Raw genomic sequence first — 26,371 nt, forward strand, 5'->3', positions numbered from 1 at the left:
TGCGGCTCCTCAATTGTCGGGAATGTCGCTCGTTACTCAGACTTGCATGATTTCGGCTTGCTTGGTCTCCAGCGCCGCATCGACCCGCGCGATATGGCCATCGGTCAGTTCCTGCACCTCGGCCTCCCACAGCTTCTGGTCGTCTTCCGACATGCCGTCTGCCTTGGCCTTCTTGATCTGATCCATGCCGTCGCGCCGCACATTGCGGATCGCGACCCGCGCGTTTTCGGCGTAATGCGCCGCAACCTTGGTCAGCTCACGCCGGCGTTCCTCGTTCAATTCGGGGATCGGCAGCATGATGATCGTCCCGTTCAGTTGCGGGTTGATGCCAAGCCCGCTTTCGCGAATGGCCTTCTCGACCTTGCCGACCATGGATTTATCCCAGACGTTGATCGTCACCATCCGGCTTTCGGGCACGTTCACCGTGCCGACCTGATTGATCGGGGTCATCTGACCATAGGCTTCCACCTGCACCGGCTCCAGCATCGCCGCGGATGCGCGGCCCGTGCGCAACGAGGCGAATTCGGTCCTCAGATTGGCAAGCGCCCCGTCCATCCGCCGCTCAAGGTCGGCTACATCAATTTCAATATCGTCGGACATGTCCCTGCCCCGTTCTTATCAACGCGTGTTAGTCAGTACTTCTAAGCCCTTACTGGACTTTTGTATAGGTGCCTTCCCCGGCAAGAATGCCCTTGAACCCACCAGGTTCATCCAGCGAGAACACGATGATCGGCACATCGTTTTCACGGGCCAGCGCGATGGCGGAGGCATCCATCACGCCCAGATGCTGGGCCAGAACCTCGTCATAGCTGATCCTCTCATACCGGACCGCATCGTCATGTTCGACCGGATCCTTGTCATAGACCCCGTCCACCTTGGTGCCCTTGAAGATCGCCTCACATCCCATTTCATTCGCGCGCAGCGTCGCGGCGGTGTCGGTGGTGAAATACGGATTGCCGGTGCCCGCGGCAAAGATGACCACACGCTTCTTTTCCAGATGGCGCACCGCGCGGCGACGGATATAGGGCTCGCAGACCTGATCCATCGGGATCGCGCTGATCACGCGGGTGAACACGCCCAGGCTCTCCAGCGCCGATTGCATTGCCAGCGCGTTCATCACGGTCGCCAGCATCCCCATGTAATCCGCGGTCGTGCGCTCCATGCCCTGCGCTGAGCCCTGAAGCCCGCGGAAGATGTTGCCGCCGCCGATCACCATGCAGATCTCCACCCCCAGATCATGGACGGATTTGACCTCCTGCGCGATCCGCTCCACCGTGGGCGGATGCAATCCGAAGCCCTGGCTCCCCATCAATGCCTCGCCCGAGATTTTCAGCATCACGCGGTTATAGGCAGGGCGGGTCGCGGGTGTATCGTCTGGCATGGGATCCTCGGAGGCGGCCGCTGGCACGGCAGGGTCATTGAGATTGCCGCAACATGGCGTAAAAGGGCTTTGGGTTCAACGCCCGTCTCGGCGCAACGGCGCATACTTCAAGAACGATCCGCAAGATATTGATAGATATAAAAACTCTCTCTCCGGAATGCCCCGTTCTGATCGCCGGGCCCACGGCGTCCGGCAAATCGGCGCTGGCGCTGTCCATCGCCGAGGCGCAGGGCGGGCGCATTCTCAACGCCGACGCGTTGCAGGTCTATGACGGCTGGCGCGTTCTTACCGCGCGTCCGGGCCCCGAGGAAGAAGCCCGTGCGCCGCATGCGCTTTACGGCCACGTCCCGTTCGAAGCGGCCTATTCGGTGGGTCATTGGCTTCGCGATCTGGGTCCGCTTCTGGACGGTCCCCGCCCGATTATCGTCGGCGGCACGGGGCTCTACTTCCGCGCCCTCACCGAAGGTCTGGCCGAGATCCCGCCGACACCGCCCGCGATCAGGGCCGAAGCCGATGCCCTGCCCGCTGCGACGCTGCTCTCCGATCTCGATGCGGCCGACCCGGTGCTTGCCGCCCGCATCGACCGGCAGAACCGCGCCCGTGTTCAGCGTGGATGGGAGGTCTGGCGCGCCACCGGCCGGCCGCTTTCGGAGTGGCAGGCCCGGACCGCGCCGCCGCTCCTGCCGCTGACCCAGACCCAGCCGCTCCTGCTCGACGCGGATCGGGACTGGCTGAATGCGAGGATCGAAACCCGTTTCGATCTGATGCTGCGAAACGGCGCGCTGGAGGAGGCACGCGCCAATCTGCCCCGCTGGCCACAGGCCGGGGGCAGCGCCAAGGCGATCGGAGCACCCGAGCTGATCGCCCATCTGTGCGGCGCGCTGTCCCTGGACGCCGCACGTGATGCGGCGATCATCGCCTCCCGCCAATACGCCAAACGGCAACGCACATGGTTTCGCGCGCGCATGTCGGGCTGGCGACATATTGCTCAGCCATAGGCAAAATCCTGCACAGATACTGTAAATTATAGGAAAAAGGCGGCTTCCCTTTCACTTTTGCGATCATTAGGCTTATTGGCGATGTCCGCCTCCTACGCCGTCACCTCTCTTGGCCAATTGCGCATGCGCCCCACCTGGCGGGTGGAGACGCTGCACTCCAACACCCGCCATCACCTCTATTGGATCACCCGCGGTCAGGGCCGCGTCTCGGTCGGCTGCATCACCCGCGGCTACGGGCCGAACACAGCGGTTTTCGTGCCCGCCGGCACGGTCATGTCGCTGGAACTGCCGCAACAGATCCAGGGTCTCTTGCTGCATATGCCGCCCGATCCGCTGGCAGAACTGCCTGCCGATCCGTTCCATCTGCGGATTTCCAATATCGAGGCCCAGGCCAACCTGACCGGCCATATCGAACGTATCGAACGGGAAATCGCGGCGCAGGCGCCGGCACAGGACCGCGCACTCAGAGGGTACGGTCTGCTCGTGTCGACCTGGATCACCCGCGAGCTTGGCCGGCAGGAAGGGGCGATCCTGCGCGACAGGGCCCATCATCTGGTGGAGAAATTCGCGCGTCTGCTGTCGATCAGCTACCATACCGGCGCGGGCGTCGCCGATTACGCGGATCGTCTGGGCGTGACGCCCACCCATCTGAGCCGGGTCTGCAAGGAAGCCTCCGGCAAACCGGCGCATGCGCTGATCCACGAACGGCTGATGCATGAAGCCCGCCGCATGCTGGCCGATACCGACAAATCCGCGCGCCTGATCTCCGAAGAGCTCGGATTTTCCTCGCCCGCCTATTTCACAAGGGCCTTTTCCCAGTTCACAGGACGCACCCCCACCGCGTTCCGAAGCTCTCCACGGCGCAATTAGCTGCGGGACAGATTATTTGCCACGATGTCGCTTTTGCGGTCGATGTCGGTTTCAGACCTTGCTAATGTCGCAAAAGTTACATCAATGGACGGTCCTGCCCATTGACGCCCGGGTTGGAATATTGCGCAATATTCCCTGCGGCGTTGTAAGAAATGTCGAAGGGCATCGGCAGGCCGCCAAGACAGAACCAATCATACCGTCACAGGGAGATAAGGATGACGCACCCGACCAAAACTGGCACACGGGTACACCCCGCCGCCAAAATGTATGCCGATGAGTATCGGGAGGGCAAACTCAGCCGCCGCGAGTTCCTCGTCCGCACCTCCGCATTGGGGGTGGCAACAGCAACCGCATATTCGATGATCGGTCTGAGCCCGGCCCAGGCGATGAGCCATCGTCAGACCCCGCCCATGGGCGGAACGCTGCGCATCCAGATGGAAGTGCGCGCCCTGAAGGACCCCCGCAGCTATGACTGGTCGCAAATGGCGAATGTCAGCCGCGGGTTCCTTGAGTATCTGGTGGAGTATAACGCCGATGGCTCGTTCTCCGGCGTCCTGCTCGACAGCTGGGAGGTCAATGACGACGCCACCCAGTATACGCTGCGGCTTCGCCCCGGCGTGAAGTGGAACAACGGCGACGATTTCACCGCCGCTGACGTGGCCGCCAATTTCGAGGGCTGGTGCGATGCCAGCGTCGAGGGCAACTCGATGGCCGCGCGGATGGGCCAGCTTGTCGATCCAGAAACGCAGCGCGCCATCGACGGCGGGATCGAGATCGTCGATGATCTGACCGTGCGGCTGAACCTGCCCGCGCCCGACATCACCATCATTCCCGGCGTGGCCGATTATCCGTCGGCGGTGCAGCACCGCGATCTGATCGGGACCAACCCGCTCGATCATGGCGTGGGCACCGGTGCCTACCGCATCACCAACTACGAGGTGGGCGTTCAGGCGACGCTGGAGAAAAACGCCGATCACGAATACTGGGGCGAGGCCTATCTGGACCGAATCGAGTTCATCGACCTCGGGCAGGATCCGGCCGCGTGGCTGGCCGGCGCCGAGGCGGGCGAGTTCGACATGACCTACGAAACCGTGGGCGAATTCGTCGATCTCTTCCAGGCGATCGGGTGGGAGCAAAGCGATGTGGTGACGGCCGCCACTGTGGTGATCCGGCCGAACCAGAACAACGCGCCCTACGAAAATCTTCAGGTGCGCAAGGCAATCGCTCTGGCGGTCGACCCGCAGGTCTGCCTCGATCTGGGCATCAACGGTCAGGGGGAGCTTGGCGAGAACCACCATGTGTGCCCGATCCACCCCGAATACGCCGAACTGCCGCCGATCACGATCGACAAGGATGCCGCCTTCGCGATGTTGCAGGAATCCGGCCATGCGGATTTCGATTTCGAGATCGTGTCGATCGACGACGACTATCGCCGCAACACCACCGATGCGGTTGCTGCGCAGCTTCGCGATGCCGGCTTCAACGTCACACGCACGGTGATCCCCGGCTCCACATTCTGGAACGACTGGACAAGCTATCCGTTCAGCTCGACCGACTGGAACCACCGGGAACTGGGTGTGATGATCCTGGGGCTGGCCTATCGCTCGGGCGTGGCCTGGAACGAAAGCGGCTTTGCCAATGCGGAGTTCGACGCGCTGCTCGATCAGGCGCTGGCGATCCAGAACGCCGATGCCCGGCGCGAGATCATGGTTCAGCTGCAAACCATCATGCAGGAGGAGGCGGTGACGCTTCAGCCCTACTGGCGGTCGCTCTTCCGGCATCATGTGCCCGGCGTGATCAACGCCGACATGCATCCGAAATTCGAGATCAACGTGCATTACCTCGGCATGGACGCGTGATCCCGAGCGGGGCGGCCCCAAAAGCCGCCCCGCTCTCTCTGCCGGGCCCCATGGCCCGCCCCATCCAGCCAACGGGCCCGTCAATGAGGCCCGATATCCGGCCGCCGTGGCCGAAAACCGACAGGGAACCAAATGGGACTATTCATCCTCAAACGGATCGGGGTCATGCTCTTGACCGCGCTCTGCCTGACCTTCGTGGTCTTCTTTCTGACCAATCTCTACCCGAACCTCGAAAAGCTCGCGAAAACCCAGGGCAATGCCCGGATGACCGATGCCGAGGTCTCCAGTTGGCTGGATAACAACGGCTATGGCGCACCGATGCTGGTGCGCTACGGAGAGTGGCTGGGCGTGGTGCCAGGCTGGACCCGGACGGATGAGGAAACCGGAGAGATCCGGGGCCGTTGCATCGATTTCGGCGACGATCCGGCCGAGGCGCCGCGGTTCTGCGGCATGTTGCAGGGCGATCTGGGCTATTCGACCGTCTCCGATGACGAGGTTTCCAATGTCGTCGGCGGGCGGCTTCTGCTTACCGGCAAGCTGATGGGCTGGGTCCTGATCGTGATGATCCCGGCGGCGCTGGTCGTGGGCGTGCTGGCGGGGATGCGCGAAGGTTCCCGTCTCGACCGAACGCTGTCCACCGCCTCCATCGCCACGACGGCCACGCCGGAATATGTCTCGGGTGTGATCTTCATCGTCCTTCTCGCCTCTTCCACTGCTGGCCTGTCGCCATGGCTGACGGAAAACGGCTGGATCGAGGGGCGAACGCTCTTCCTCGGCTCCGCACGGTCCGCGATGGAGGATATCACCTTCTGGAACTTCACCCTGCCGGTGATGACGCTGGCCCTTTATGGCATGGGCTATATCGCGCGGATGACCCGGGCCTCCATGGCAGAGGTGATGACCGCGCAATATATCCGCACCGCGCGGCTGAAAGGCGTGAAATTCAGGACCATTGTTCTGAAACACGCGCTCCGCAACGCCCTGATCGCGCCCTTCACCGTCATCATGCTGCAGATCCCCTGGCTGCTGACCGGCGTGGTGATCGTGGAAACCCTGTTCAACTATAACGGCTTTGGCTGGACGCTGGTGCAGGCGGCGTCAAACAACGACATCGAACTTCTGATGTCCGTTTCCATCGTCGCAGTGATCGTGGTGCTGGCCACACAGCTGATATCGGATATCGGCTATGTGTATCTGAACCCGCGCATCCGCATTTCTTGATAAGGAGCCCTGAGACATGGACCCGATTACCTGGACAGGCTCCCTTGGCCCCCTCCTCAACCCGCTGATGCTGGCTGCGATTGCGGTCTTCGTTCTGGGTTTTTTCGCGCAGCTCTTGCTGAACTTCGCAGGCGTGCAACCCGGCGAGGTGCAGATCAATCCGGACCACACGCTGAGCGTCGCGCGCTCGCCAAACGACTATGCGCTGATGGCGATGAAATACTCCGTGCTTCTGTTTCTGGCCTGCGTGGCCGTGTTCATTGTCGGGGGCATCGTGCAGCCCTCTCTGGAACAGAAGGGCATCATCGGCGCCATGGGGCAGCGCTTCCTGCCGGTCTGGATCGCGATGATCCTGATCTTCGCGGTGTCGGTCACCTTCAAGCGCAGGCTTGGTCTCTACGGAAAGCTTTTCGACAGCCCGATCGGCATGGTCGGCTTCTTCCTGGTGATGTTCTGGATGCTGACCGCGATCTTTGCCGGCCTCGTCGCGACCCATGGCGCCATTGATGTGGTCAGCCAGATGCGGAACGAGGTGCCGGGCAGCTTCATGCCAGACCCTGACGAGGGCGAATATCTCGCATACCTTCTGGGTGGCGACAATCTGGGGCGCGATGTGTTCTCGCGGATGGTCTTCGGCGCGCGGGAGGTGCTGAAAATCGCCCCGGCGGCGACGCTGTTCGCCTTCATGGTCGGCATCACCCTCGGCCTGCCCGCAGGCTATTTCGGGGGCAAGCTCGACACCGTGCTGACCTTCATCGCCAATCTGGTTCTGGCGTTTCCGGTCATCCTGCTCTTCTACCTGCTGGTGACACCGGAAATCGTGGCCTCGGGCATCCCGACCTATATGGCGGCGGTGCTGTTTCTGTTCCCGATCATCTTTTTCGTGATCCTGTTCAACAGCCGGTTCTTCACGCAACCGTTCACACGGAACATCTATATCTTCCTGACGGTGCTGATCGGCGGTTGGCTCTATCTGGGCCTTGCGTGGAACTCCGACCCGCTTGGCATCATCTCGATGCCGGGCAATATCCTCATCGTGTTCGTCTCGGTCGTCTTCGTGAACTCGCCCACTGTTTTCCGGATCGTTCGCGGCATCGTGCTGGATATCAAGACCCGCGATTACGTGGCCGCCGGGCAGACCCGCGGCGAAGGCCCGTGGTACATCATGCTGTGGGAGATCCTGCCCAATGCGCGGGGGCCGCTGATCGTCGATTTCTGTCTCAGGATCGGCTACACTACCATCCTTCTGGGCACGCTTGGCTTCTTCGGGCTTGGCGTCAGCCCGGAAAGCCCCGACTGGGGCTCGACCATCAACGAAGGCCGCCGTCTCCTCACCATCTATCCGCACCCCGCCCTGCCGCCCGCCATCGCATTGATGACGATGGTTCTGGGCCTCAATCTGCTGGCCGACGGGTTGCGCGAAGAGAGCCTGAGGGACTGACGAAGATCGCGCGCGCCCGCACCGACCGGATTACCGACCGGAGGCAGGCGCGCCGCCACACGGAATGTGCACCGGGCGTGCGTGCATGCAAATCATACGAGGCCGAACTGGCCCGACAGGGAGAAGAGTATCGATGGCTGAAGACACCGCTTATGACGGGCCAATTCTGGAGATCGACAAATTGTCGATCTCCTTTTTCACGCGACTGCGCGAAATTCCCGCCGTCATGGATTTCTCCGCCAATGTGATGCCGGGCGAAGCGCTTGGTCTGGTGGGGGAATCCGGCTGCGGAAAATCCACCGTGGCGCTTGGCGTCATGCAGGATCTGGGCGTGAACGGCAAAATCGTCGGAGGCACGATCAAGTTCAAGGGCCGCGACCTGTCCGAGATGTCGCCAGAGGAGTTGCGCGATATCCGCGGATCGCAAATCGCGATGATCTATCAGGAACCCATGGCGTCGCTCAACCCGGCCATGAAGATCGGCAAGCAGCTTGCCGAAGTGCCGGTCATCCATGAAGGCATCAGCGAAGAAGAGGCGATGAAACGCGCCCGCCAGGTGGTCGAGGATGTGAAGCTCCCCGATCCCGACCGCATCCTGAAAGCCTATCCGCACCAGCTTTCCGGCGGACAACAGCAGCGCATCGTGATTGCCATGGCGCTGATGTCCAAACCCTCGCTGCTCATCCTCGATGAACCCACCACCGCGCTCGACGTGACGGTGGAGGCCGCGATTGTCGAACTGGTCAAGGATCTGGGCAAGAAATACGGCACCTCTATGCTGTTCATATCCCACAATCTGGGGCTGGTGCTCGAAACCTGCGACAGGATTTGCGTGATGTATTCCGGCGAGGCGGTCGAACGCGGCTCCATCGAGGATGTGTTCGACGAGATGCAGCACCCCTACACGCAGGCGCTGTTCCGCTCGATCCCGCTGCCCGGCGCCGACAAGAACGCCAGCCCGCTGATCGCGATCCCGGGCAACTTCCCGCTTCCCCATGAACGACCGAACGGCTGCAATTTCGGCCCCCGCTGCGACTATTTCGAGGCTGGGCGCTGCGATGCGGGCCCGATCAGCATGGCTCAGGTCGAAGGAAACGACCGCCACGCGACCCGCTGCCTGCGGTTTCAGGAAATCGACTGGTCCGCGCCGCCCATCCTGGCCGACAAGAAGGAAAAGGGTGTCATTGGCGACACCGTGCTGAAGGTCGATAATCTCAAGAAGTATTATGAGGTTGCGGCCAATTCGATGTTCGGCGGGGCCGACAAGAAGGTGGTGAAGGCCAACGAGACCATCAGTTTCGAGGCGCGCGAGTCCGAAACCCTCGCCATCGTCGGTGAAAGCGGCTGCGGCAAGTCCACGCTGGCCAAGGTGCTGATGGGGCTGGAAACCGCCACCGAAGGCCAGGTCATGCTCGACAACCTGTCGATCGAAAGCACAGAAATCCAGGATCGCGACACCAAGACTGTCTCCTCCATCCAGATGGTGTTTCAGAACCCGTTCGACACGCTGAACCCGTCGATGACCGTGGGCCGGCAGATCATCCGCGCGCTGGAGATATTCAAGATCGGAAACACCGAGGCCGAACGTCGGGTCCGGATGCTGGAATTGCTCGATCTGGTGAAGCTGCCGCGCGAATTCGCAGACCGCATGCCGCGCCAGCTCTCCGGCGGGCAGAAACAGCGCGTCGGCATCGCGCGCGCCTTTGCCGGCGGCGCGCGCATCGTGGTCGCCGACGAGCCGGTCTCCGCGCTCGACGTGTCGGTACAGGCCGCAGTGACCGACCTGCTGATGGAGATCCAGCGCAACGAGAAAACCACCCTGCTCTTCATCTCGCACGACTTGAGCATCGTCCGCTATCTCTCTGATCGCGTTATGGTTATGTATCTTGGCCATGTGGTCGAACTGGGCTCGACCGATCAGGTCTTTTCGCCGCCCTATCACCCCTATACCGAGGCTCTGCTTTCCGCCGTGCCGATCGCCGATACCTCGGTTGAGAAAAAGCATATCGTGCTGGAAGGAGATATTCCTTCGGCCATGAACCCGCCTTCGGGCTGCCCGTTCCAGACCCGCTGCCGCTGGAAATCGGAGGTTCCGGGCAATCTGTGCGAGACCGAGGTGCCGCCGCAGCGGACGATGGCCGCAGGTCACGAGATCAAGTGCCATCTGGCAGACGATATCCTTGCCCAGATGGACCCGGTGATAAAGATCGCGGCTGAATAGCGTCACGCCCCACCCGGGGAACACAAACCGGGCCGGTGCGTTGATCTTCATCTGACAGATGGAGATTTCAGTGCCGACCCAGAGTTTCCAATGGACCCTCCCCATCATGAGAGCGGGCTATGCCGGGCGCGGGATCGTCTATGTCGTCGTGGCCGGTCTGTCGCTTTGGGCGATCTTCCGCGGCGGAGAAGCGGAAGGCACCGGCTCTGCCTTCTCGACGCTTACCGGGGCGCCCTTTGGTTGGGTGCTTCTGGCATTGATCGTTCTGGGCATGGCCGCCTACGCGATCTGGCGCGTTCTGGACGCGGCGATGGATCTTGAGGATTACGGCACGGACGCAAAGGGCCTGATCGCCCGCGCAGGCATGGTCGTCACCGGCCTTATTCACGGCGCCATCGGTGTGCTTGCCGTCAGCCTGATCATCGGGGCAAGCCGGTCGGGCGGCGGGATCGAACAAGCGGTCGCGGCGGTCCTGCAAATGCCGGGCGGCCGCTGGATCATCGCTTTCGCCGCCATCTGCACCCTTGGAGCTTCCCTCTACTACCTGCAAAAAGCCCTTCGCCGCACCTATCGCGACAAGTTGCGGGCCAGCCACTTCACCCGTAACTGGGATTGGGCGATGCGGGCCGGTGTCGCGTCGCAGGGCGTGGTTGTCGGCGTGATCGGCGGATTTCTGGCCATGGCCGCCCTGCGCGCCGACAGTGCGCAGGCCGGCGGCATGGGCCAGGCCTTCGACTGGCTGGGCCAGCAGCCATTCGGCCAGGCGCTGGTGATCCTGCTCTGCCTCGGTCTGCTTGGCTTTGCGTTTTTCTGTTTGGTGAATGCGGGGTATCGCATCATCCCGCGGATCGCCGAGCCCGGCACGGAATCGCTTGGAGAGTTGCTCAAACGCAAGGCCCGCGCGGCCACCTGATCCGCAGCGGCCAAAGAAAAAGGGGGAGCCGAGGCTCCCCCAGGTTCGCTGTTCAGGCTCACTCTTTATGTACCGCCCGGTTTCTGCCTGCGGCCTGAACCGCGTCAGGGGCGAGCGCACCCGCCCCGTGTCTCAGGTCTCCGCTCCCGGGCAAGGGTGCGGGAAACCCGATTTCGTCACTTAGGTCTTGGACCCTTCGTCTTCGTGAAGATCCAAGCGAACGGTCAATTGGAACATCGGAAAACCGGCCACGGCGCCCTTGAAAATGCCCCGGCCATGTATCACGCGTCCCTTCAGGTCGATTTCAAACTGTTCGATATCGCCGAAAACCGACTCCATCGTCTTGTCATGTTGTGTGACCTTCACATGCCCCACCACATCATCGCCCTGTTCTTCCAATTGCCCCTCGTAGAAGTACCCAATGTCACCGCCTGAAATCCGGTGACCCTCAATCATCACTGTGCCTCCCCCGAAAGCGCCTAGGCTACTTTCAAAGGACACCACATATGCTCCGTCAATGAGTTGTGGCACTCTCTCATCTCCTGTTTGTCGTGTCGTGCAGCCCCCACTAGAATATAGAATTGATTACTTTGTGCAGTTCCGTACGTATTCTAGGTCCCTTGTCCGGCCCCGAAACCTCGGGGCCGCTGTTGGCCTGGGCACGGAGTGATCACGCCCAGACCGCTCTTGTCAGCTACAGCCCGAGGTTGCCCCACAGGTGTTGCACTTCATGCAGGTGCCATTGCGGACGAGAGTGTAGTTTCCACACTCGCCGCAGGCTTCGCCTTCATAGCCCTGCATTTTCGCCTTGGTCCGTGCGTCCATGCCCACGGTTCCGGTTGCGACGGCGGTGGTGCTTGAAATGGTCGCGACCGTGGTGGTCGTTCCCGACGTTTCAGGCACCAGTGTCTGAAGCGCCGCGATCGGATCACCGTCAGGCACCAACGCGCCGGTCTGTGCTCCGCCTTGCAGCACGACCAGTTCCTGAGGCACCCGCTTGCGCAGGTACCCGGTGGAGCTGATCTGTTTCAGAACCGCCAGAGATTTCGAGGCGGCGCTTTCGCTGACCGGCGCCACATTCGACACGCCTTCCTCCACACCGCGACCGACACTGTCGAAGCTTTCGCCTTCCGGCTTCACATGGGCCAGATCGGTCCGGTCCAGATAGCTGACCGCCAGTTCGCGGAAGATATAGTCGAGGATCGACGTCGCATTCTTGATCGAGTCGTTGCCCTGCACCATGCCCGAGGGTTCGAATTTGGTGAAGGTGAATGCATCCACGAACTCCTCCAGCGGCACACCGTATTGCAGACCCACGCTGACCGCGATGGCGAAATTGTTCATCATCGCGCGGAAGCCGGCGCCTTCCTTGTGCATGTCGATGAAGATCTCGCCCAACTGGCCGTCGCCGTATTCGCCCGTACGCAGATAGACCTTGTGGCCGCCGACGATGGCTTTCTGCGTATACCCCTTCCGCCGCTCGGGAAGCTTTTCGCGATGGGCTCGGATCACCTCCTTGATCACCACTTTCTCGATGATCTTCTCGGCCAGAACCTGCGCCTTTTCCATCGTGTTGCCGCTCTCCAGAACTTCTGCGGCCTCGTCGTCATCCTCGACCAGTGCTGCGGCCAGCGGCTGCGACAGCTTGGAGCCGTCGCGATAAAGCGCGTTGGCCTTCACGCCGAGGCTCCAGGAAAGCTCATATGCCTTCTGGCAATCCTCGATGGTCGCGTCATTCGGCATGTTGATCGTCTTCGAGATCGCGCCCGAGATGAAACTCTGCGCGGCGGCCATCATGTGGATATGGCTGTCGACCGACAGGAACCGCTTGCCCTTCTTGCCGCACGGGTTGGCGCAGTCGAAAACGCTCAGATGCTCGTCCTTCAGAAACGGTGCCCCTTCCAGCGTCATCGTCCCGCAGACATGGTCGTTGGCCGCGTCGATATCGGCTTTCGAGAACCCCAGATGCCGCAGCATGTCAAAGGTCGGATCGTTCAGCTTCGCTGCCGGGATGCCCAGGGTCTTGGTGCAGAATTCCTCCCCCAGGGTCCACTGGTTGAACACGAACCGGATGTCGAAGGCCGATGGCAGCGCCTGTTCGATCTTCTCGATCTCGGCGGGGCCGAAGCCGTGCCCGATCAGCGCGGTGTGGTTGATCCCCGGTGCATTGCCCATGGTCGCGTGACCGACCGCGTAGCTGATGATTTCCTCAATCTGGGAAGAGCTGTAGCCAAGCGTCGTCAGCGCGCCGGGCACCGACTGGTTGATGATCTTGAAGTAACCGCCACCGGCCAGCTTCTTGAACTTCACCAGCGCAAAATCGGGCTCGATCCCGGTGGTGTCGCAATCCATCACCAGACCGATGGTTCCGGTCGGCGCGATCACCGTCGATTGCGCGTTGCGGTAGCCGTGCTTTTCGCCCAACTCCAGCGCCTCGTCCCACGCCTGCTTGGCCAGTGCGATCAGGGATTGGTCCGGGCAATTGCCGTGGTCCAGTGCGACCGGCTTCACCGCCAGCCCCTCATAGCCATCGGTCCGGCCATAGGCGGCGGTCCGGTGGTTCCGCATCACGCGCAGCATGTGCTCCCGGTTCCGCTTGTAGCCCGCGAACGGGCCCAGTTCCGACGCGATCTCGGCAGAGGTCGCATAGGCCACCCCGGTCATGATCGCGGTCAGCGCCCCACACATCGCCCGGCCTTCCGGGCTGTCATAGCCATAGCCCATATTCATCAGCAAACCGCCGATATTGGCATAGCCAAGGCCCAGGGTCCGGAAGTCGTAGGAAAGCTGCGCGATTTCCTTCGACGGAAACTGCGCCATCATCACGCTGATCTCCAGCGTCAGCGTCCAAAGCCGCGTGGCATGCATGTAGCTTTCCGCATCGAACCGGCCTTCATGGTAAAAGGTCAACAGGTTCATCGACGCCAGATTGCAGGCGGTGTCGTCAAGGAACATGTATTCCGAACATGGGTTGGAGCCGCGGATGGCACCGTCGCTCGGGCAGGTATGCCATGAGTTGACGGTGTCATGGAACTGAATGCCCGGATCGGCGCAGGCCCAGGCCGCGTGGCCGACCTTTTCCCACAGATCGCGGGCCTTCACGGTCTTCGATACGGTGCCGTCCTTGCGGTTGATCAGGTTCCAGTCCGCGTCCTCCTCGACCGCTTTCAGAAACGCGTCGGTGACCCGGATGGAGTTGTTGGAGTTCTGGCCCGAAACCGAGCTATATGCCTCCGAATCCCAGTCCGTATCATAGGTGGGGAACTCGATGGCGGTGTGGCCCTGCTTTGCATAATCCAACACGCGCTTGATGTAGGTTTCGGGAATGGCCACCTTTTTGGCTTCCCGAATTGCAGATTTCAAACTTTCGTTCGCGCCCGGGTCCACCGCATCCTCAAGCGCGCCATCCCAGGTGCGGATCGCATCGAAAATGCCGTTCAGCATCTTTTCATGCATCTTGGAGCCGGCGACGATGGAGGCCACTTTCTGCTCCTCGATCACCTTCCAGTTGATGAATTCCTCGATGTCGGGATGGTCCGCGTCGACGATCACCATCTTGGCGGCGCGCCGCGTGGTGCCGCCCGATTTGATCGCGCCCGCGGCCCGGTCGCCGATCTTGAGAAAGCCCATCAGGCCAGACGACTTGCCACCGCCCGAGAGCTTCTCGCCCTCGCCGCGGAGAAGCGAGAAGTTGGTGCCGGTGCCCGAGCCGTATTTGAACAGACGCGCCTCGCGGACCCACAGATCCATGATGCCGCCTTCATTGACCAGATCGTCCTGAACGCCCTGGATGAAGCAGGCATGCGGCTGCGGATGTTCGTAGGACGAGGTGGATTTCGTCAGCTTGCCGGTCTTGTAGTCCACATAATGATGGCCCTGCGCGGGGCCGTCGATGCCATAAGCCCAGTGCAGACCGGTGTTGAACCATTGCGGGCTGTTGGGCGCGGCCATCTGGCGGGCCAGCATCAGCTGCATCTCGTCGAAATACGCGCGCGCATCCTTCTCGGAGGTGAAGTAACCGCCCTTCCAGCCCCAATACGCCCACGCCCCGGCAAGACGCCGGAAGACCTGCTTGGCAGATGTTTCCCCGCCATAGCGTTGGTCCTCCGGCAGAGCCTCCAGCGCCTTTTCGTCGGCCACGTGGCGCTGCAGGAACGAGGGAACGCCCTTTTCCTTGACCGGTTTCAGAGCGGCGGGCACACCGGCCTTGCGGAAGTACTTCTGCGCGATCACATCGGATGCGACCTGGCTCCAGCCGGCGGGCACTTCCACCTCGTCCAGCTTGAAGACCGTCGTGCCGTCGGGATTGCGTATCTCCGACGAGGTGATGGTGAAGTCCAGCCCGGCATATGTGTCTGCGCCTGCGGTCGTGAATCTGCGTTCAATTTTCATCGCTGCCTCTAGCTAACCTGTTCCTCTGAACGGTCTTGCCGGTGTGGTCCCGGCGCGTACCGCCCTCATCTTCGCGGTGGCACAAACCTCCCGCCCGGGCCCAACAGGCCCGCTGCCATGCTTCTGGTCCGCATGCGCATGAAAGAAAGCTGGTCTGTCCCGTGCCGCGCCGCCCGCACTATATGTTGTGCTGATCAACCCGGCCCACACAACCTGACGTATGATTGCCCCTTGGGTCAACGCATTTTTTACGGATTTGTGACGGTTTTTTGGGTTGCAATTGGCGCGAGGGAGCCCGTGCCGGTCTAGCGCGTGATTCAGGCCTGTCCGTCACCGCGATTGCCATGTCGAAAAAGCTCAACAGCCATAGACCGTTATGCAGCGGCGCTGAGCAATCGGGTGAAGTCGCGCCATGTTCCGGCCACAAATAGATGACCGCGGCACGCAGGACACAGTATCTTGTGGATTGTTGAGAATGGTCGGGGCGGCGAGATTCGAACTCACGACCTTCTGTACCCAAAACAGACGCGCTACCAGGCTGCGCTACGCCCCGAACGACGCCTCGTCTATCCCGGCAGGCCCGCCTTGGGAAGCCCCCCGTTTCATTCCGTGGCGCAGGGCCAGGCGGCCAGTTCCTGTGGCAGGCCCGGATGGCGCAACTCCGCCCCCTCGCGGATCCCGATCCGCGACGACAGACCGCCATTGATTTCCAGCACGGCCAGCACGTCGGGCCCGCCCGGGATCGGGGTCCGGTCGAGGGGAATCGCATTTTCATGAACCCGCGTCACCGTTCCGGTCTGATCCATGAAGATCATATCCAGGGGGATCAGCGTGTTTTCCATCCAGAAGCTCACGCGCTGCGGCCGCTCGTAGATGAAGATCATGCCCGCGCCGCTCGGCATGCTGGGACGATGCATCAGACCGACGGCGCGTTCCTGCGGATCGTCGGCCACGTCTACCCGGAAACTGGCAGCCCCGAAATCGCCGCGCAGATCGACCCGGTCCGGCCGGCATTCGGCCAAAGCCGTGGCAGCCGACAGAACCAGTGTCAGCAGCGCCGCGAATATGCGCATCTCAATCCTCCTGGACGTAATCCCAGCTCCGCACTTCAGCGGCCATCTTGCCACGCGGCCCGTCAACCATACGGATCGAGACGGCTTCACCAGGTTGCAGATCGGCAAGTCCGAAGCGGCGCAGCACCTCGATATGAACGAACACATCTGCAGAATGCCCGAATATGTTCACGAATCCAAAGCCTTTCGCCTTGTCGAACCATTTGACCCGTGCCGCCAGAAACGGCGCATCGGGGCTCAACTCGGCAATCGGCCCGGCGTCCGGATCGTCGGGATCGCTTTCGGGCGGCTCGATCTCCAGCACCTGCTGAGCCTGTGCGCCGCGTTCGGTCTGCTGCACCAGAACCGTGATTCGAGCACTGTCCGCAACGGACCCCTGCCCGAAATTCCTCAACACATTGGCGTGAAGAAGGATATCGGGCCCGCCGTCTTCGGCCACAATAAAACCGAAGCCTTTCGCCACATCAAACCACTTCACCCGCCCAACAACCGGCTTGGTCGTATCGCTCCGCTCATCCGACATTTAGGATGGTCCTCATTCTCAAATGGACCGTAAATGGCCTGTCCCAACGTCAGGCTTGCCGTTTGTGACACCCGGTGCAAGCGAAATTTTTATATATAAAACAAATGGATGACATTTCACGCATCGTGGAAATGCAAAAAGGTTAATAAAACTAGACAAATCCGGGAGGATGTCGGGTCAGGGGTTGAGCCGGGTGATCTGCCAATCCGCACCCGGCCCGGCGCGTGTCCAGCGGAACCGATCATGAAGCCGAAAAGCCCCGTCAGCCCAGAATTCGATCTCTACGGGACGGATGCGAAACCCGCCCCAGAAGGGCGGCCGCTCCGGTGCGGTTCCGTGCTTGGCCGTCACCCGGGCGACCTCGGCCATCAGGGTCATGCGGCTGTCGAGAGGCTGCGACTGGTCCGAGGCCCAGGCCCCAAGCCTGCTTTTCAGCGACCGCGACCTGTAATAGGCGTCCGCCTGCGGGCCCTCCTCCCGCTCGACAAGGCCCCGGACGCGGACTTGCCGGCGCAGGGATTTCCAGTGCATCACGAAGGCGGCCTTGCCCGACGCGGTCAGCTCACGGCCCTTTGCGCTTCCGTAATTCGTGTAGAAGACAAACGCATCCGCCTCGATGTCTTTCAGCAGGACCATCCGCGCATTGGGCAGCCCGTCTTCATCGACGCTGGCAAGAGCGATCGCGTTCGGATCGTTGGTTTCGCTGGTTTCGGCTTCGAAGAGCCAGCTGCGCACAATCTCGAACGGGTCGTCGCCCGCAAAAATTCCGGTTCGATCGCTCATCCGCCCTGCCCTTCCCTGCCCGCGCCTGATGCGGCGCAAGCTAACGCCGGGGCCAAAGCGCGGCAAGGCAACCACCCGCATTCTCTTGAAGCGCCCCGATCAATCGCCTAAACCCAGACTATAGTCAGATAAAACAGGCCGGACGGGAGCAGTGATGGGGTTGATGAGCGGGAAACGCGGGCTGATCATGGGGCTCGCCAATGACAAGTCCATCGCCTGGGGTGTGGCAAAGGCTCTGGCCGCCGAAGGTGCGGAACTGGCCTTTTCCTATCAGGGGGATCAGTTGCTCAAGCGCGTCACACCGCTTGCCGCCGAGCTTGGCAGCGACATCGTCATTCCCTGCGACGTGGGCGATGCAGACAGTATGGACGCGCTTTTCGAGGCGCTGAAGGACACATGGGGCAGCCTGGACTTCGTCGTTCACGCCATTGGTTTTTCAGATAAAAACGAGCTTCGGGGGCGGTATGTCGACACGTCGGCGGAAAACTTCGACATGACCATGAATATCTCCGTCTATTCCTTCACGGCGATCTGCCAGCGCGCCGAAAAGATGATGCCGAACGGGGGCAGCCTGCTGACGCTGACCTATTACGGGTCGGAAAAAGTCATGCCCCATTACAATGTCATGGGCGTGGCCAAGGCGGCGCTGGAGGCCAGCGTGATGTATCTGGCCGAGGATCTGGGCCGGGACGGCATCCGCGTGAATGCGATCAGCGCGGGCACCATCAAGACACTGGCCGCTTCCGGCATCGGAGATTTCCGCTATATCCTGAAATGGAACGAGAACAACTCCCCGCTGCGGCGCACGGTCAGCCAGGACGAGGTCGGCAAATCCGCGCTCTATCTTCTGTCCGATCTGTCCAGCGCCGTGACCGGCGAGATCCACCATGTGGATGCGGGCTATAACGTGATCGGAATGAAAAACCCCGAAGCGCCGGATATGTCGCTGGAAAAGAAAGGCCACTAAGCATGGTCACACCGCTGCCGCATGAAAAGGGGTTCCACATTTCCTGGGATCAGATCCATCGCGACAGCCGCGCGCTGGCGTGGCGGCTGGACAAGCGCGGCCCCGGCGCGGGCGGCGCGTGGCATGCGATCGTGGCGATCACCCGGGGCGGCATGGCCCCGGCAATGATCGTCGCGCGGGAGCTCGACATCCGGCAGGTGGCGACGATCTCGATCAAATCCTACGACCATCAGACGCAAGGCGAGCCGAAGGTCCTGAACCGCCCCGACCCGGAATTGATGGGCGATGGAGAGGGGGTTCTCGTGATCGACGATCTGGTCGATTCAGGCAAGACGCTGGAGGTCGTGCGTACGCTCTATCCAAAGGCGCATTTCGCGACCGTCTACGCCAAACCCAAGGGTGAGCCGATGGTGGATACGTTCATCACCGGGGTCAGTCAGGATACCTGGATTTTCTTCCCCTGGGACATGGCCCTGCAATATGTGGAGCCCTATCGCGGCACGGATTGACGCTCGAACGGGCTGACGCGCGGTTGCTGAGCGCCCGTCCGATACCTCTTTCCCCGCCTTCGTTAACGCACCTCTAGCCCCGCGCCGACAGCGCGTCGGACAGTACGCCGCGCAGCAGATCAGATGGCACATCCGCCGTCACGAAAGCCTCTCCGATCCCATGGGCCAGGATCAGGCGCAGATGCCCGTCCACGACCTTCTTGTCCTGTGCCATCAACTCCAGAAGACCGTCCGTATTCGGCAATTCTCCCGCAATATCAGTCAGGTCACGCTTCATCTTCATGTTAGTCAGATGGGCCCGAACACGGCTCGGTTCCTCCTGTGCGCAAAGCCCCATGCGCGCCGAGAGATCGAAGGCCAGCGCGCAGCCGATCGCCACGCCCTCGCCATGAAGCAACCGGTCGGAATAGTCCGTTGCCGCTTCCAGCGCATGGCAGAAGGTATGGCCGAGATTGAGAAGCGCGCGCTCTCCCTGCTCGGTCTCGTCACGGGCGACGATATCGGCCTTCATCTGCACCGCGTGGCGGACCGCCTGCTGCCGCAACCCGATATCGCCGGCGGCCAGCGCCGGGCCGTTGGCTTCCAGCCAGGCGAAAAACGCCGCATCGCCAAGCAGCCCGTATTTCATCACCTCGCCGTAACCGGCCAGAAAGTCCCGCGCCGCAAGGGTGCCGAGCACATCGATATCGGCCAGCACCAATGCCGGCTGATGGAAGGCGCCCACCAGATTCTTCCCGTGGCGGGTGTTGATCCCGGTCTTGCCGCCGACGGAACTGTCCACCTGCGCAAGGAGGCTCGTCGGCACCTGCACGAAACGCACGCCGCGCCGCAGGATCGCCGCCGCAAAGCCGACCAGATCACCGATGACACCGCCGCCGAAGGCCACAACCATGTCGCGCCGCTCGACTTTTTGCTCCAGCAGCCATTCGACCACACGGGTCAGATACTGCCAGCTCTTGGTGGCCTCCCCCGGAGGCAGGCTCAGCGCCTCCATCTCCACGCCCTCGGCGGCCAGACCGGCGTGCAGGGCGGCCAGATGCAGCCCGGCCACGGTCTCCTCCGTGATCACCCAGACCTTAGGCCGCGACAGGATCGGCGCGATTTCGGCCCCGGCCCGGCCAATCAGACCCTGCCCGATCCGCACATCATAGGCCCGCGCGCCCATGGCGACCCGCACCGTATCCACACTCATCCCACCCCCTCCACCACGCCTTCGGCCAGCAACCGCGCCAGCACCTCGTCGGTCGTCCTCGCGATGGACCAGGCAGGCTCGACCTTCACCTTCATCGCGGCCGTGGCATAGGCGGGCGTGCGCGCCTTCAGCAAACCCGCCAGGGTGGCGCGCGGGTTCTCCGTCTGCAGAAGGGGCCGCGTGTTCTTGTGCCTCACCCGCTGCCAGAGCAGGTCGAGATCCGCCTCCAGCCACATGACGGCGGCGCGCGCCGAAATCATCTCCCGGTTTTCCTTCGACAACCACGCCCCGCCGCCGGTGGACAGGACACAAGGCGGGCTCTCCAGCAGCCGCGCGATCACCTGCGCCTCCTTCTCGCGGAAAAACGCCTCGCCGTCGCGCTCGAAAATCTCGGCGATCGACATCCGCGCGCTCTGCACGATCTCGGCATCGGAATCCTGCAAATCCACCCCCAGGCGGCCCGCCAGCGCGCGGCCGATCGCGGTCTTTCCGGCACCCATCATGCCCACCAGAACAACCGTTCTGGCCAATCGCAACCGGCCCTTTGGCATGGTTTCGCCCATTGTCAAAAAAGTGTCCTCCAGGCTGGCGTAATTCCGCCCGAAAAGGCTTATAGTGAAAGTGAAGCGGCGGCAAACGCCGATAAGACAAGTAAAAACGAAGGGCATAAATGGGGCGGTTGATCAAGCTTTTGGCTGTACTGGTTCTATTGGCGGTGCTGGCGCTGGTGGGCTATTCCTATTCCGGTCTGATCACTCCCGAAACGCGGGAGATAACCCAGCCGGTGGTGCTCGATGCGGATTAGGGCGACCCTTTGCGCGCTGGCCCTGGCAGGCGCTCCGGCGCTGGCCCAGACCGAGAATACCGACGCGCCGTTTTCCGGGCCCGACTGGCTCTCCGACACGATCACGCGGCCCCATGCCAATGTCGCCACATCGGCCGCGCCGCAGACGATCACGGTGATGCCGCTTGGACAGGTACGGCTCGACGCGGTGGGGATTCTGCCGTTTTCAAGCACCGGTCTGCCGCCGGATCTCTGGGCCGACAGCGCGCCCGAGACGCTGGCCCGCCTGTTGCTGTCCCAACCTGCCGAGGGGCTGCCCGCCATTCTTGGCTTCACCCAGCAACTGGCTTTGGCCGAGCTTGATCCGCCCCGCGACGCGGGTACCGATGCGGTGCTGTTTCTGGCCCGGCTGGATCTGCTGTTGGGCCGCGGCGCTCTCGCACCCGCGCGGGCGCTGATGGAACGGGCCGGGCCTTCCGATCCGCGCGTGTTCCGCCGCTGGTTCGATGTCAGCCTGTTGACGGGTCAGGCCGACCGGGCCTGCGCCGCGATGCGGGCAAGCCCCGACATCGCCCCCACATTCCCGGCGCGCATCTTCTGCCTTGCGCGGAGCGGAGACTGGCCCGCCGCCGCACTCTCGCTCGGCACCGGGGAGGCGCTTGGCTACATCACCACGGCCGAGGCCGATCTGATCGCCCGCTTTCTCGATCCGGAACTGTTCGAGGGTGAGCCGCCCCTGCCGGTTCCCGCCGAGATAACACCGCTGCATTACCAGATGCTGATTTCCCTTGGCGAACGCCCGCCTTCGGCGGGCCTTCCGCTGGCCTTCGCCCATGCGGATCTGGCCGATCTGGCGGGCTGGCGGGCCCAGCTTGACGCCGCCGAACGCCTGATGCGCGCCGGCGCGATCGAGCCCGAGGAATGGCTGGTCATCTACACCGCGCGGGTTCCTGCCGCCTCCGGCGGAGTGTGGGACCGGGTGGCCGCACTTCAGGCCTTCGATGCAGCACTTCTGGCGGGTGATCCGGTGGCCGTGACCACGCGGTTGCCCCAGGTCTGGGCCGCGATGCAGCAGGTCGGGCTGGAGGTGCCGTTCGCAAGGCTCTATGCCGACCGCCTGCTCCGTCTGCCGCTGACCAGGGAAGCCGCGATGCTGGCCCGCCGCGTCGGGCTCCTGTCGCCGCTCTACGAGGCCGTGGCGCAGGGCGCGGTCCCGCAGGACGCCTATGAGCGGCGCCTTTTCACCATCGCCCGGGGGGAGGCGCCGGGGACGCCGCCAACCGGATCGGATGAGGTGACCGCCGCCGTGGCCGTGGCCTTCGCGGATGTCACCCCGCCCGAGCGGTTCACCCGGCTCCTCACGCTCGGGCGCACCGGGGAGGCGTTGCTGCGCGCCGCGCGCACCCTTGGCGACGGCACCGGAGATGTGGACGACATCGCCGATGCGCTGCGCCTGTTCCGCGCCCTCGGGCTGGAGGACACAGCGCGCCGCGCAGCCCTGCAACTGCTGATTCTGGACCGGACCTGAAATGGCCGCCATCATGAAGGACACCCGCTGGATCCAATCTTTCATCGAAGCTCAGGCCGCCGAACTGAACGCCGCCCACAACACTCAGCTCGCCTACACGCGCGATCTGGACGATTTCCGCCGATTTCTCGGCGCGCGCGACACCGACCTGCCAAGGGCGACGCGCGCGGATATCGAGGCCTATCTGACCGCTCTTGATGCCAATGGAATGGCGCGCGCAACCCGCGCCCGGCGCCTCTCCTCCATTAAGCAGCTTTACCGTTTCACCTATGAAGAGGGGATGCGCAGTGACAATCCGGCTCAGTTGATCAAGGGGCCGGGCCGTGACAAGCGCCTACCGAAGACGCTGACGCTGGAACAGGTGGACCGGCTACTTGACGCCGCCGAAACCCATGGCCGCAGCCCGGGCGACCGGCTGCGAAACGCCTGTCTCATGCAGATGCTCTATGCGACCGGGATGCGGGTCACCGAGTTGATCTCGCTGCCGGTCTCCGCCGCGCGGGGCGATCCGCAGGTCCTGCTGATCAAGGGCAAGGGCGGCAAGGAACGCATGGTGCCCCTGTCTCCGCCGGCCCGGCTGGCACTTGCGGCATGGCTTGGGCATCGCGATGCCGAGGAGGACCGCAAGGCGGACGAAACCGGCACGCCCGTCTCCCGCTTCCTGTTCCCCTCACACGGGAAATCCGGCCATGTCACCCGCGTGCGGTTCTTCACGCTGGTCAAGGAAATCGCGGTGGCCGCCGGCATCTCGCCGGGCGACGTGACGCCCCACACGCTTCGCCATGCCTTTGCCACGCATCTGCTGGCCGGCGGCGCCGATCTCCGCTCGATCCAGACGCTTCTGGGCCATGCGGATATCTCCACCACCGAGATCTACACGCATGTACTGGACGAGCGGCTGAAATCCCTTGTGTTCGACTATCATCCGCTGGCGAAACCCCGCCCGCGATAGCACCGGGCCGCCGCGCGCGAAACCGGCCCGCTTCGGCCATGCAACACCTGCCACCTCGCGCCGAACCCCGCTCTTGAAGAACCCGCATCCGCACCCCATAACCTGCTCATGGACGAGACCCCCCTTCTGGACACTGCTTTCTGGACCACCGCCGCTGCGATCGTCGGCCTTCTGGTGCTGTCCGCCTTCTTCTCCGGCTCCGAAACGGCGCTGACGGCCGCGTCGCGGGGCAAGCTGCGCTCGCAGGCCGACCGGGGCAACAAGGGCGCCGAGCGGGCGCTCCATCTGACCGAAGACAGCGAGCGGCTGATCGGATCGGTCCTGCTTGGCAACAATCTGGTCAATATCCTCGCGGCCTCTCTGGCGACCGCGCTCTTCACCCGCGTCTTCGGCGAAAGCGGCGTGGCGCTGGCGACGCTGGTGATGACACTGCTGGTGCTGATCTTTGCCGAGGTGCTGCCGAAAACCTACGCCATCACCAATGCCGAAACCGCCGCCGCGCGGGTGTCGCCGGTGATCCGTGTCGTCATCTTGCTGTTTTCGCCGGTGGTGCGCATGGTGCAGATTCTGGTCCGGGGCGTCCTGCGCGTCTTCGGGGTGCAGACCGACCCCGACAGCAGAGTGCTGAGCGTGCATGAGGAAATCGCTGGCGCCATCACCCTTGGCCATTCCGAAGGCGCGGTGGGCAAGGAACATCGCGATCGTCTGCTCGGCGCGCTGGATCTTGGCGACCGCACGGTGGAGGAGATCATGCTCCACCGCTCCGCCATCGAGATGATCGACGCCGATGCCGAGCCCGAGCAGATCCTCAGCCAGGCGCTGCAATCGCCCCATACCCGCCTGCCCGTCTATCGCGGCGAACAGGAAAACATCATCGGCCTGATCCACGCCAAGGATCTGTTGCGCGCGATGGACCGGCTGATGCGCGGCGACGACGCGCCGGGCCTGGGCGAGTTCGATATCGCGCAAGTGGCGATGAAGCCCTATTTCGTGCCGGAAACCACCACGCTGGACGACCAGATGCGCCAGTTCCTGCGCCGCCATACCCATTTCGCCCTCGTGGTGGATGAATATGGCGCATTGCAGGGCCTGATCACGCTGGAGGACATCCTCGAAGAGATCGTGGGCGAGATCACCGATGAGTTCGATGTGGAAGAAACCATCAACCTGACACCGGGCCCGGACGGCAACTATCTGGTCGATGGCGGCATGACGATCCGGGACCTGAACCGCGCAACCGACTGGTCGCTGCCCGACGAGGAGGCCAATACGGTGGCCGGTCTGGTCATTCACGAAGCGCAGTCGATCCCTGTCGAGGGGCAGTGTTTCAGCTTCCACGGGTTCCGCTTCGAGGTGGCAGCGCGTGAACAGAACCGCCTGACCCAGCTCAAGATCCGCAAGCTCTGAACGGGTCGGGCGCCCCTGAAAGGCCGCCTGCCCGCTACGACGCGGCTGCTTCCCTGATCGACATGGCCGCAGCCAGCCGCTCCCGGTCACCGGCATTTTCAAGCGCGCCATTGGCACGCGCGAGGCACCGCAGCGCCGCCTCCCCTGCCGCGGCCGCCACGGCCGGGTGACCGATCCGGACGATATCGGCAAGACTGCTCTGCAGCGCCAGATGCACCTCCACCGCCTCATTCGCACAGCGCGCGATCGGATCGAAACTGGCATAGAACAGCTCCTCCGGCATCAGGGGCTCGATCCAGACCCGGTCATGCTCGGGGGTGTCGGGCTCCTTCGATGGCCCCGCATCGCCGATCACATGGGACAACCGATGCAGGATATCGATGGCGGTGCCAGGGTCGTTCACCCCCGGCGACAGCGCCCGGGTGGCGATTTCGGACAGGACGGTGACGCAAAAAACCGGATCATGGTCGAAACTGCGCACATCGCTGACCGGGATCGCGGCGCGCACCGCCTCCTCCATCTCCTCATCGGGCGTTGTATCCGCCACCAGCGCCAGCACATCGCCGCGCTGCACATAGGCTCCGGCCGGGCGCGCCACATAGATCCGCGCCTCGCGCGCTGCGGCAATATCCTGCAGTTCGGCCTCGAATATCTGCTGCACATACCCGGCATCTGCGGCATGAACCGGCACCGAATCGCGTGGAATGGTGTTTGCGGGATCGGTCAGGCGGTTAGCGCCCTGGGCGGGCTGTTCCACCGCCTGCGCCACGGCTCTCGCGGCGCGCACTTCCAGCCGCCGGGCGGTGACCTGAAGGCTGCCCAGCCCTTCCAGGTGGGAGATCCAGCGGATGATCGACCAGACGATCGAGGCGATGACCACCATCGTCATCCCGAAGACCACCACCATCTCGCGTTCGCCGAACAGGTCCGCCGCCCGCAGAATGATCGCGATCAGCGCATAGAGATAGGCACCCAGAAATGTTGCGAGCACCGAATGGGTTACCGTGTCCTCCCGCATCAGCATGTGGCTGCGCGGAGTCCATTGCCCCGCCGCGCGGGCAAAGGCGCTCGACATGATCGTCAGCGAGAAGGTGACGACCGCCAGCATTGACGTAGCGATCACCTGCAGGATCGTGTCAACCGCATCGGCGCCGATCAGCCGTCCAAGGCTTGCCGGTATGATCGGGCCGAGCAGTGTGGCCACCCCCAGCGCCACAACGTTCAGCACCGCATAAATCGTCACCCGCACATAGATGCGGCGCGAAAACTGCCGCAGGCGGCGTATCAGAGAAATCACCATTCTGGCCCGATCACTTACCCAAAGAATTACGACCTCAAATGTCGCCTTTCGACTTGC

The 26,371-nt window shown here is 62.8% G+C and carries 23 protein-coding genes and 1 tRNA gene; 13 read left to right on the forward strand and 11 right to left on the reverse strand.

Annotated features, from left to right (window positions below; all coding sequences use genetic code 11):
* Positions 1-36: 36 nt before the first annotated feature.
* Together frr and pyrH are read right to left on the reverse strand one after the other, a co-directional pair.
* Entirely contained in the window at positions 37-600 is a 564-nt protein-coding gene (frr, locus tag D9R08_RS09910) for a ribosome recycling factor (protein WP_121897885.1), read from the reverse strand.
* A gap of 49 nt (positions 601-649) precedes the next feature.
* Positions 650-1,381: a UMP kinase gene (pyrH, locus tag D9R08_RS09915; RefSeq protein WP_121897886.1), complete on the reverse strand. Its 732-nt coding sequence runs from the start codon at positions 1,379-1,381 to the stop codon at positions 650-652.
* Between the two features lie 128 nt (positions 1,382-1,509).
* Between pyrH and miaA the strand changes: the two genes are divergently transcribed.
* From miaA to D9R08_RS09950, 7 genes are all read left to right on the forward strand, one after another.
* Complete coding sequence (miaA, locus tag D9R08_RS09920; RefSeq protein ID WP_121897887.1) at positions 1,510-2,379, forward strand: tRNA (adenosine(37)-N6)-dimethylallyltransferase MiaA; 870 nt, start codon at positions 1,510-1,512, stop codon at positions 2,377-2,379.
* Positions 2,380-2,460: 81 nt separating this feature from the next.
* Positions 2,461-3,249, forward strand: a complete 789-nt coding sequence (locus D9R08_RS09925; RefSeq protein WP_121897888.1) for a helix-turn-helix domain-containing protein — start codon at positions 2,461-2,463, stop codon at positions 3,247-3,249.
* Positions 3,250-3,464: 215 nt separating this feature from the next.
* Positions 3,465-5,108, forward strand: coding sequence for an ABC transporter substrate-binding protein (locus D9R08_RS09930; RefSeq protein ID WP_121897889.1), 1,644 nt, complete (start codon positions 3,465-3,467; stop codon positions 5,106-5,108).
* Between the two features lie 132 nt (positions 5,109-5,240).
* Positions 5,241-6,329: an ABC transporter permease gene (locus tag D9R08_RS09935; RefSeq protein WP_121897890.1), complete on the forward strand. Its 1,089-nt coding sequence runs from the start codon at positions 5,241-5,243 to the stop codon at positions 6,327-6,329.
* A 16-nt stretch (positions 6,330-6,345) separates the two neighbouring features.
* Positions 6,346-7,770, forward strand: a complete 1,425-nt coding sequence (locus D9R08_RS09940; protein WP_121897891.1) for an ABC transporter permease — start codon at positions 6,346-6,348, stop codon at positions 7,768-7,770.
* Between the two features lie 133 nt (positions 7,771-7,903).
* Positions 7,904-9,991: a dipeptide ABC transporter ATP-binding protein gene (locus tag D9R08_RS09945; RefSeq protein WP_121897892.1), complete on the forward strand. Its 2,088-nt coding sequence runs from the start codon at positions 7,904-7,906 to the stop codon at positions 9,989-9,991.
* Positions 9,992-10,097: 106 nt separating this feature from the next.
* On the forward strand, positions 10,098-10,904 hold the full coding sequence (locus D9R08_RS09950; RefSeq protein ID WP_233557406.1) for a DUF1206 domain-containing protein: 807 nt from the start codon (positions 10,098-10,100) through the stop codon (positions 10,902-10,904).
* Between the two features lie 180 nt (positions 10,905-11,084).
* Here D9R08_RS09950 and D9R08_RS09955 read toward each other — a convergent pair whose 3' ends face one another.
* From D9R08_RS09955 to pdxH, 6 genes are all read right to left on the reverse strand, one after another.
* Positions 11,085-11,435 carry a GrlR family regulatory protein gene (locus D9R08_RS09955; protein ID WP_158598971.1) on the reverse strand — a complete coding sequence of 117 codons (351 nt, stop codon included), beginning with the start codon at positions 11,433-11,435 and terminating at the stop codon, positions 11,085-11,087.
* Between the two features lie 159 nt (positions 11,436-11,594).
* The gene (locus D9R08_RS09960) at positions 11,595-15,296 is read right to left on the reverse strand and encodes a vitamin B12-dependent ribonucleotide reductase (protein WP_121897895.1); all 3,702 of its coding nucleotides are present in this window, start codon (positions 15,294-15,296) and stop codon (positions 11,595-11,597) included.
* A gap of 476 nt (positions 15,297-15,772) precedes the next feature.
* Positions 15,773-15,849: transfer RNA gene (locus D9R08_RS09965), tRNA-Pro, on the reverse strand.
* A gap of 49 nt (positions 15,850-15,898) precedes the next feature.
* The gene (locus D9R08_RS09970; protein WP_121897896.1) at positions 15,899-16,369 is read right to left on the reverse strand and encodes a DUF192 domain-containing protein; all 471 of its coding nucleotides are present in this window, start codon (positions 16,367-16,369) and stop codon (positions 15,899-15,901) included.
* A gap of 1 nt (position 16,370) precedes the next feature.
* Positions 16,371-16,892, reverse strand: coding sequence for a cold-shock protein (locus D9R08_RS09975; protein ID WP_121897897.1), 522 nt, complete (start codon positions 16,890-16,892; stop codon positions 16,371-16,373).
* 177 nt (positions 16,893-17,069) lie between these two features.
* On the reverse strand, positions 17,070-17,675 hold the full coding sequence (pdxH, locus tag D9R08_RS09980; protein ID WP_121897898.1) for a pyridoxamine 5'-phosphate oxidase: 606 nt from the start codon (positions 17,673-17,675) through the stop codon (positions 17,070-17,072).
* 154 nt (positions 17,676-17,829) lie between these two features.
* Here pdxH and fabI point away from each other — a divergent pair, with 154 nt between their 5' ends.
* Together fabI and gpt are read left to right on the forward strand one after the other, a co-directional pair.
* Positions 17,830-18,642: an enoyl-ACP reductase FabI gene (gene fabI, locus D9R08_RS09985; RefSeq protein WP_121897899.1), complete on the forward strand. Its 813-nt coding sequence runs from the start codon at positions 17,830-17,832 to the stop codon at positions 18,640-18,642.
* A gap of 2 nt (positions 18,643-18,644) precedes the next feature.
* A complete protein-coding gene (gpt, locus tag D9R08_RS09990) occupies positions 18,645-19,151 on the forward strand; it encodes a xanthine phosphoribosyltransferase (protein WP_121897900.1) in 507 nt (168 codons plus the stop codon).
* Between the two features lie 73 nt (positions 19,152-19,224).
* On the opposite strand, the gene aroB is transcribed toward gpt, so the two are convergent.
* Together aroB and D9R08_RS10000 are read right to left on the reverse strand one after the other, a co-directional pair.
* Positions 19,225-20,343 (reverse strand): 3-dehydroquinate synthase, encoded by a 1,119-nt coding sequence (gene aroB / locus D9R08_RS09995; RefSeq protein ID WP_121897901.1) that lies wholly within the window; start codon positions 20,341-20,343, stop codon positions 19,225-19,227.
* Positions 20,340-20,906, reverse strand: a complete 567-nt coding sequence (locus D9R08_RS10000; RefSeq protein WP_121897902.1) for a shikimate kinase — start codon at positions 20,904-20,906, stop codon at positions 20,340-20,342. The genes aroB and D9R08_RS10000 overlap by 4 nt, the downstream gene beginning before the upstream one ends.
* 116 nt (positions 20,907-21,022) lie before the next feature.
* Here D9R08_RS10000 and D9R08_RS19515 point away from each other — a divergent pair, with 116 nt between their 5' ends.
* The 4 genes from D9R08_RS19515 (at position 21,023) to D9R08_RS10015 (ending at position 25,014) form a co-directional block, all read left to right on the forward strand.
* A complete protein-coding gene (locus D9R08_RS19515; protein ID WP_267898150.1) occupies positions 21,023-21,148 on the forward strand; it encodes a hypothetical protein in 126 nt (41 codons plus the stop codon).
* Positions 21,138-22,655 carry a hypothetical protein gene (locus D9R08_RS10005; RefSeq protein ID WP_121897903.1) on the forward strand — a complete coding sequence of 506 codons (1,518 nt, stop codon included), beginning with the start codon at positions 21,138-21,140 and terminating at the stop codon, positions 22,653-22,655. The genes D9R08_RS19515 and D9R08_RS10005 overlap by 11 nt, the downstream gene beginning before the upstream one ends.
* A 1-nt stretch (position 22,656) precedes the next feature.
* Positions 22,657-23,607, forward strand: coding sequence for a tyrosine recombinase (locus D9R08_RS10010; protein ID WP_121897904.1), 951 nt, complete (start codon positions 22,657-22,659; stop codon positions 23,605-23,607).
* Between the two features lie 108 nt (positions 23,608-23,715).
* Positions 23,716-25,014 carry an HlyC/CorC family transporter gene (locus D9R08_RS10015; RefSeq protein WP_121897905.1) on the forward strand — a complete coding sequence of 433 codons (1,299 nt, stop codon included), beginning with the start codon at positions 23,716-23,718 and terminating at the stop codon, positions 25,012-25,014.
* Between the two features lie 34 nt (positions 25,015-25,048).
* On the opposite strand, the gene D9R08_RS10020 is transcribed toward D9R08_RS10015, so the two are convergent.
* A complete protein-coding gene (locus D9R08_RS10020) occupies positions 25,049-26,314 on the reverse strand; it encodes a DUF2254 domain-containing protein (protein WP_121897906.1) in 1,266 nt (421 codons plus the stop codon).
* Between the last annotated feature and the right edge of the window lie 57 nt (positions 26,315-26,371).

Source organism: Rhodophyticola porphyridii, assembly GCF_003688285.1.
In the GTDB taxonomy this organism is placed as follows: domain Bacteria; phylum Pseudomonadota; class Alphaproteobacteria; order Rhodobacterales; family Rhodobacteraceae; genus Rhodophyticola; species Rhodophyticola porphyridii.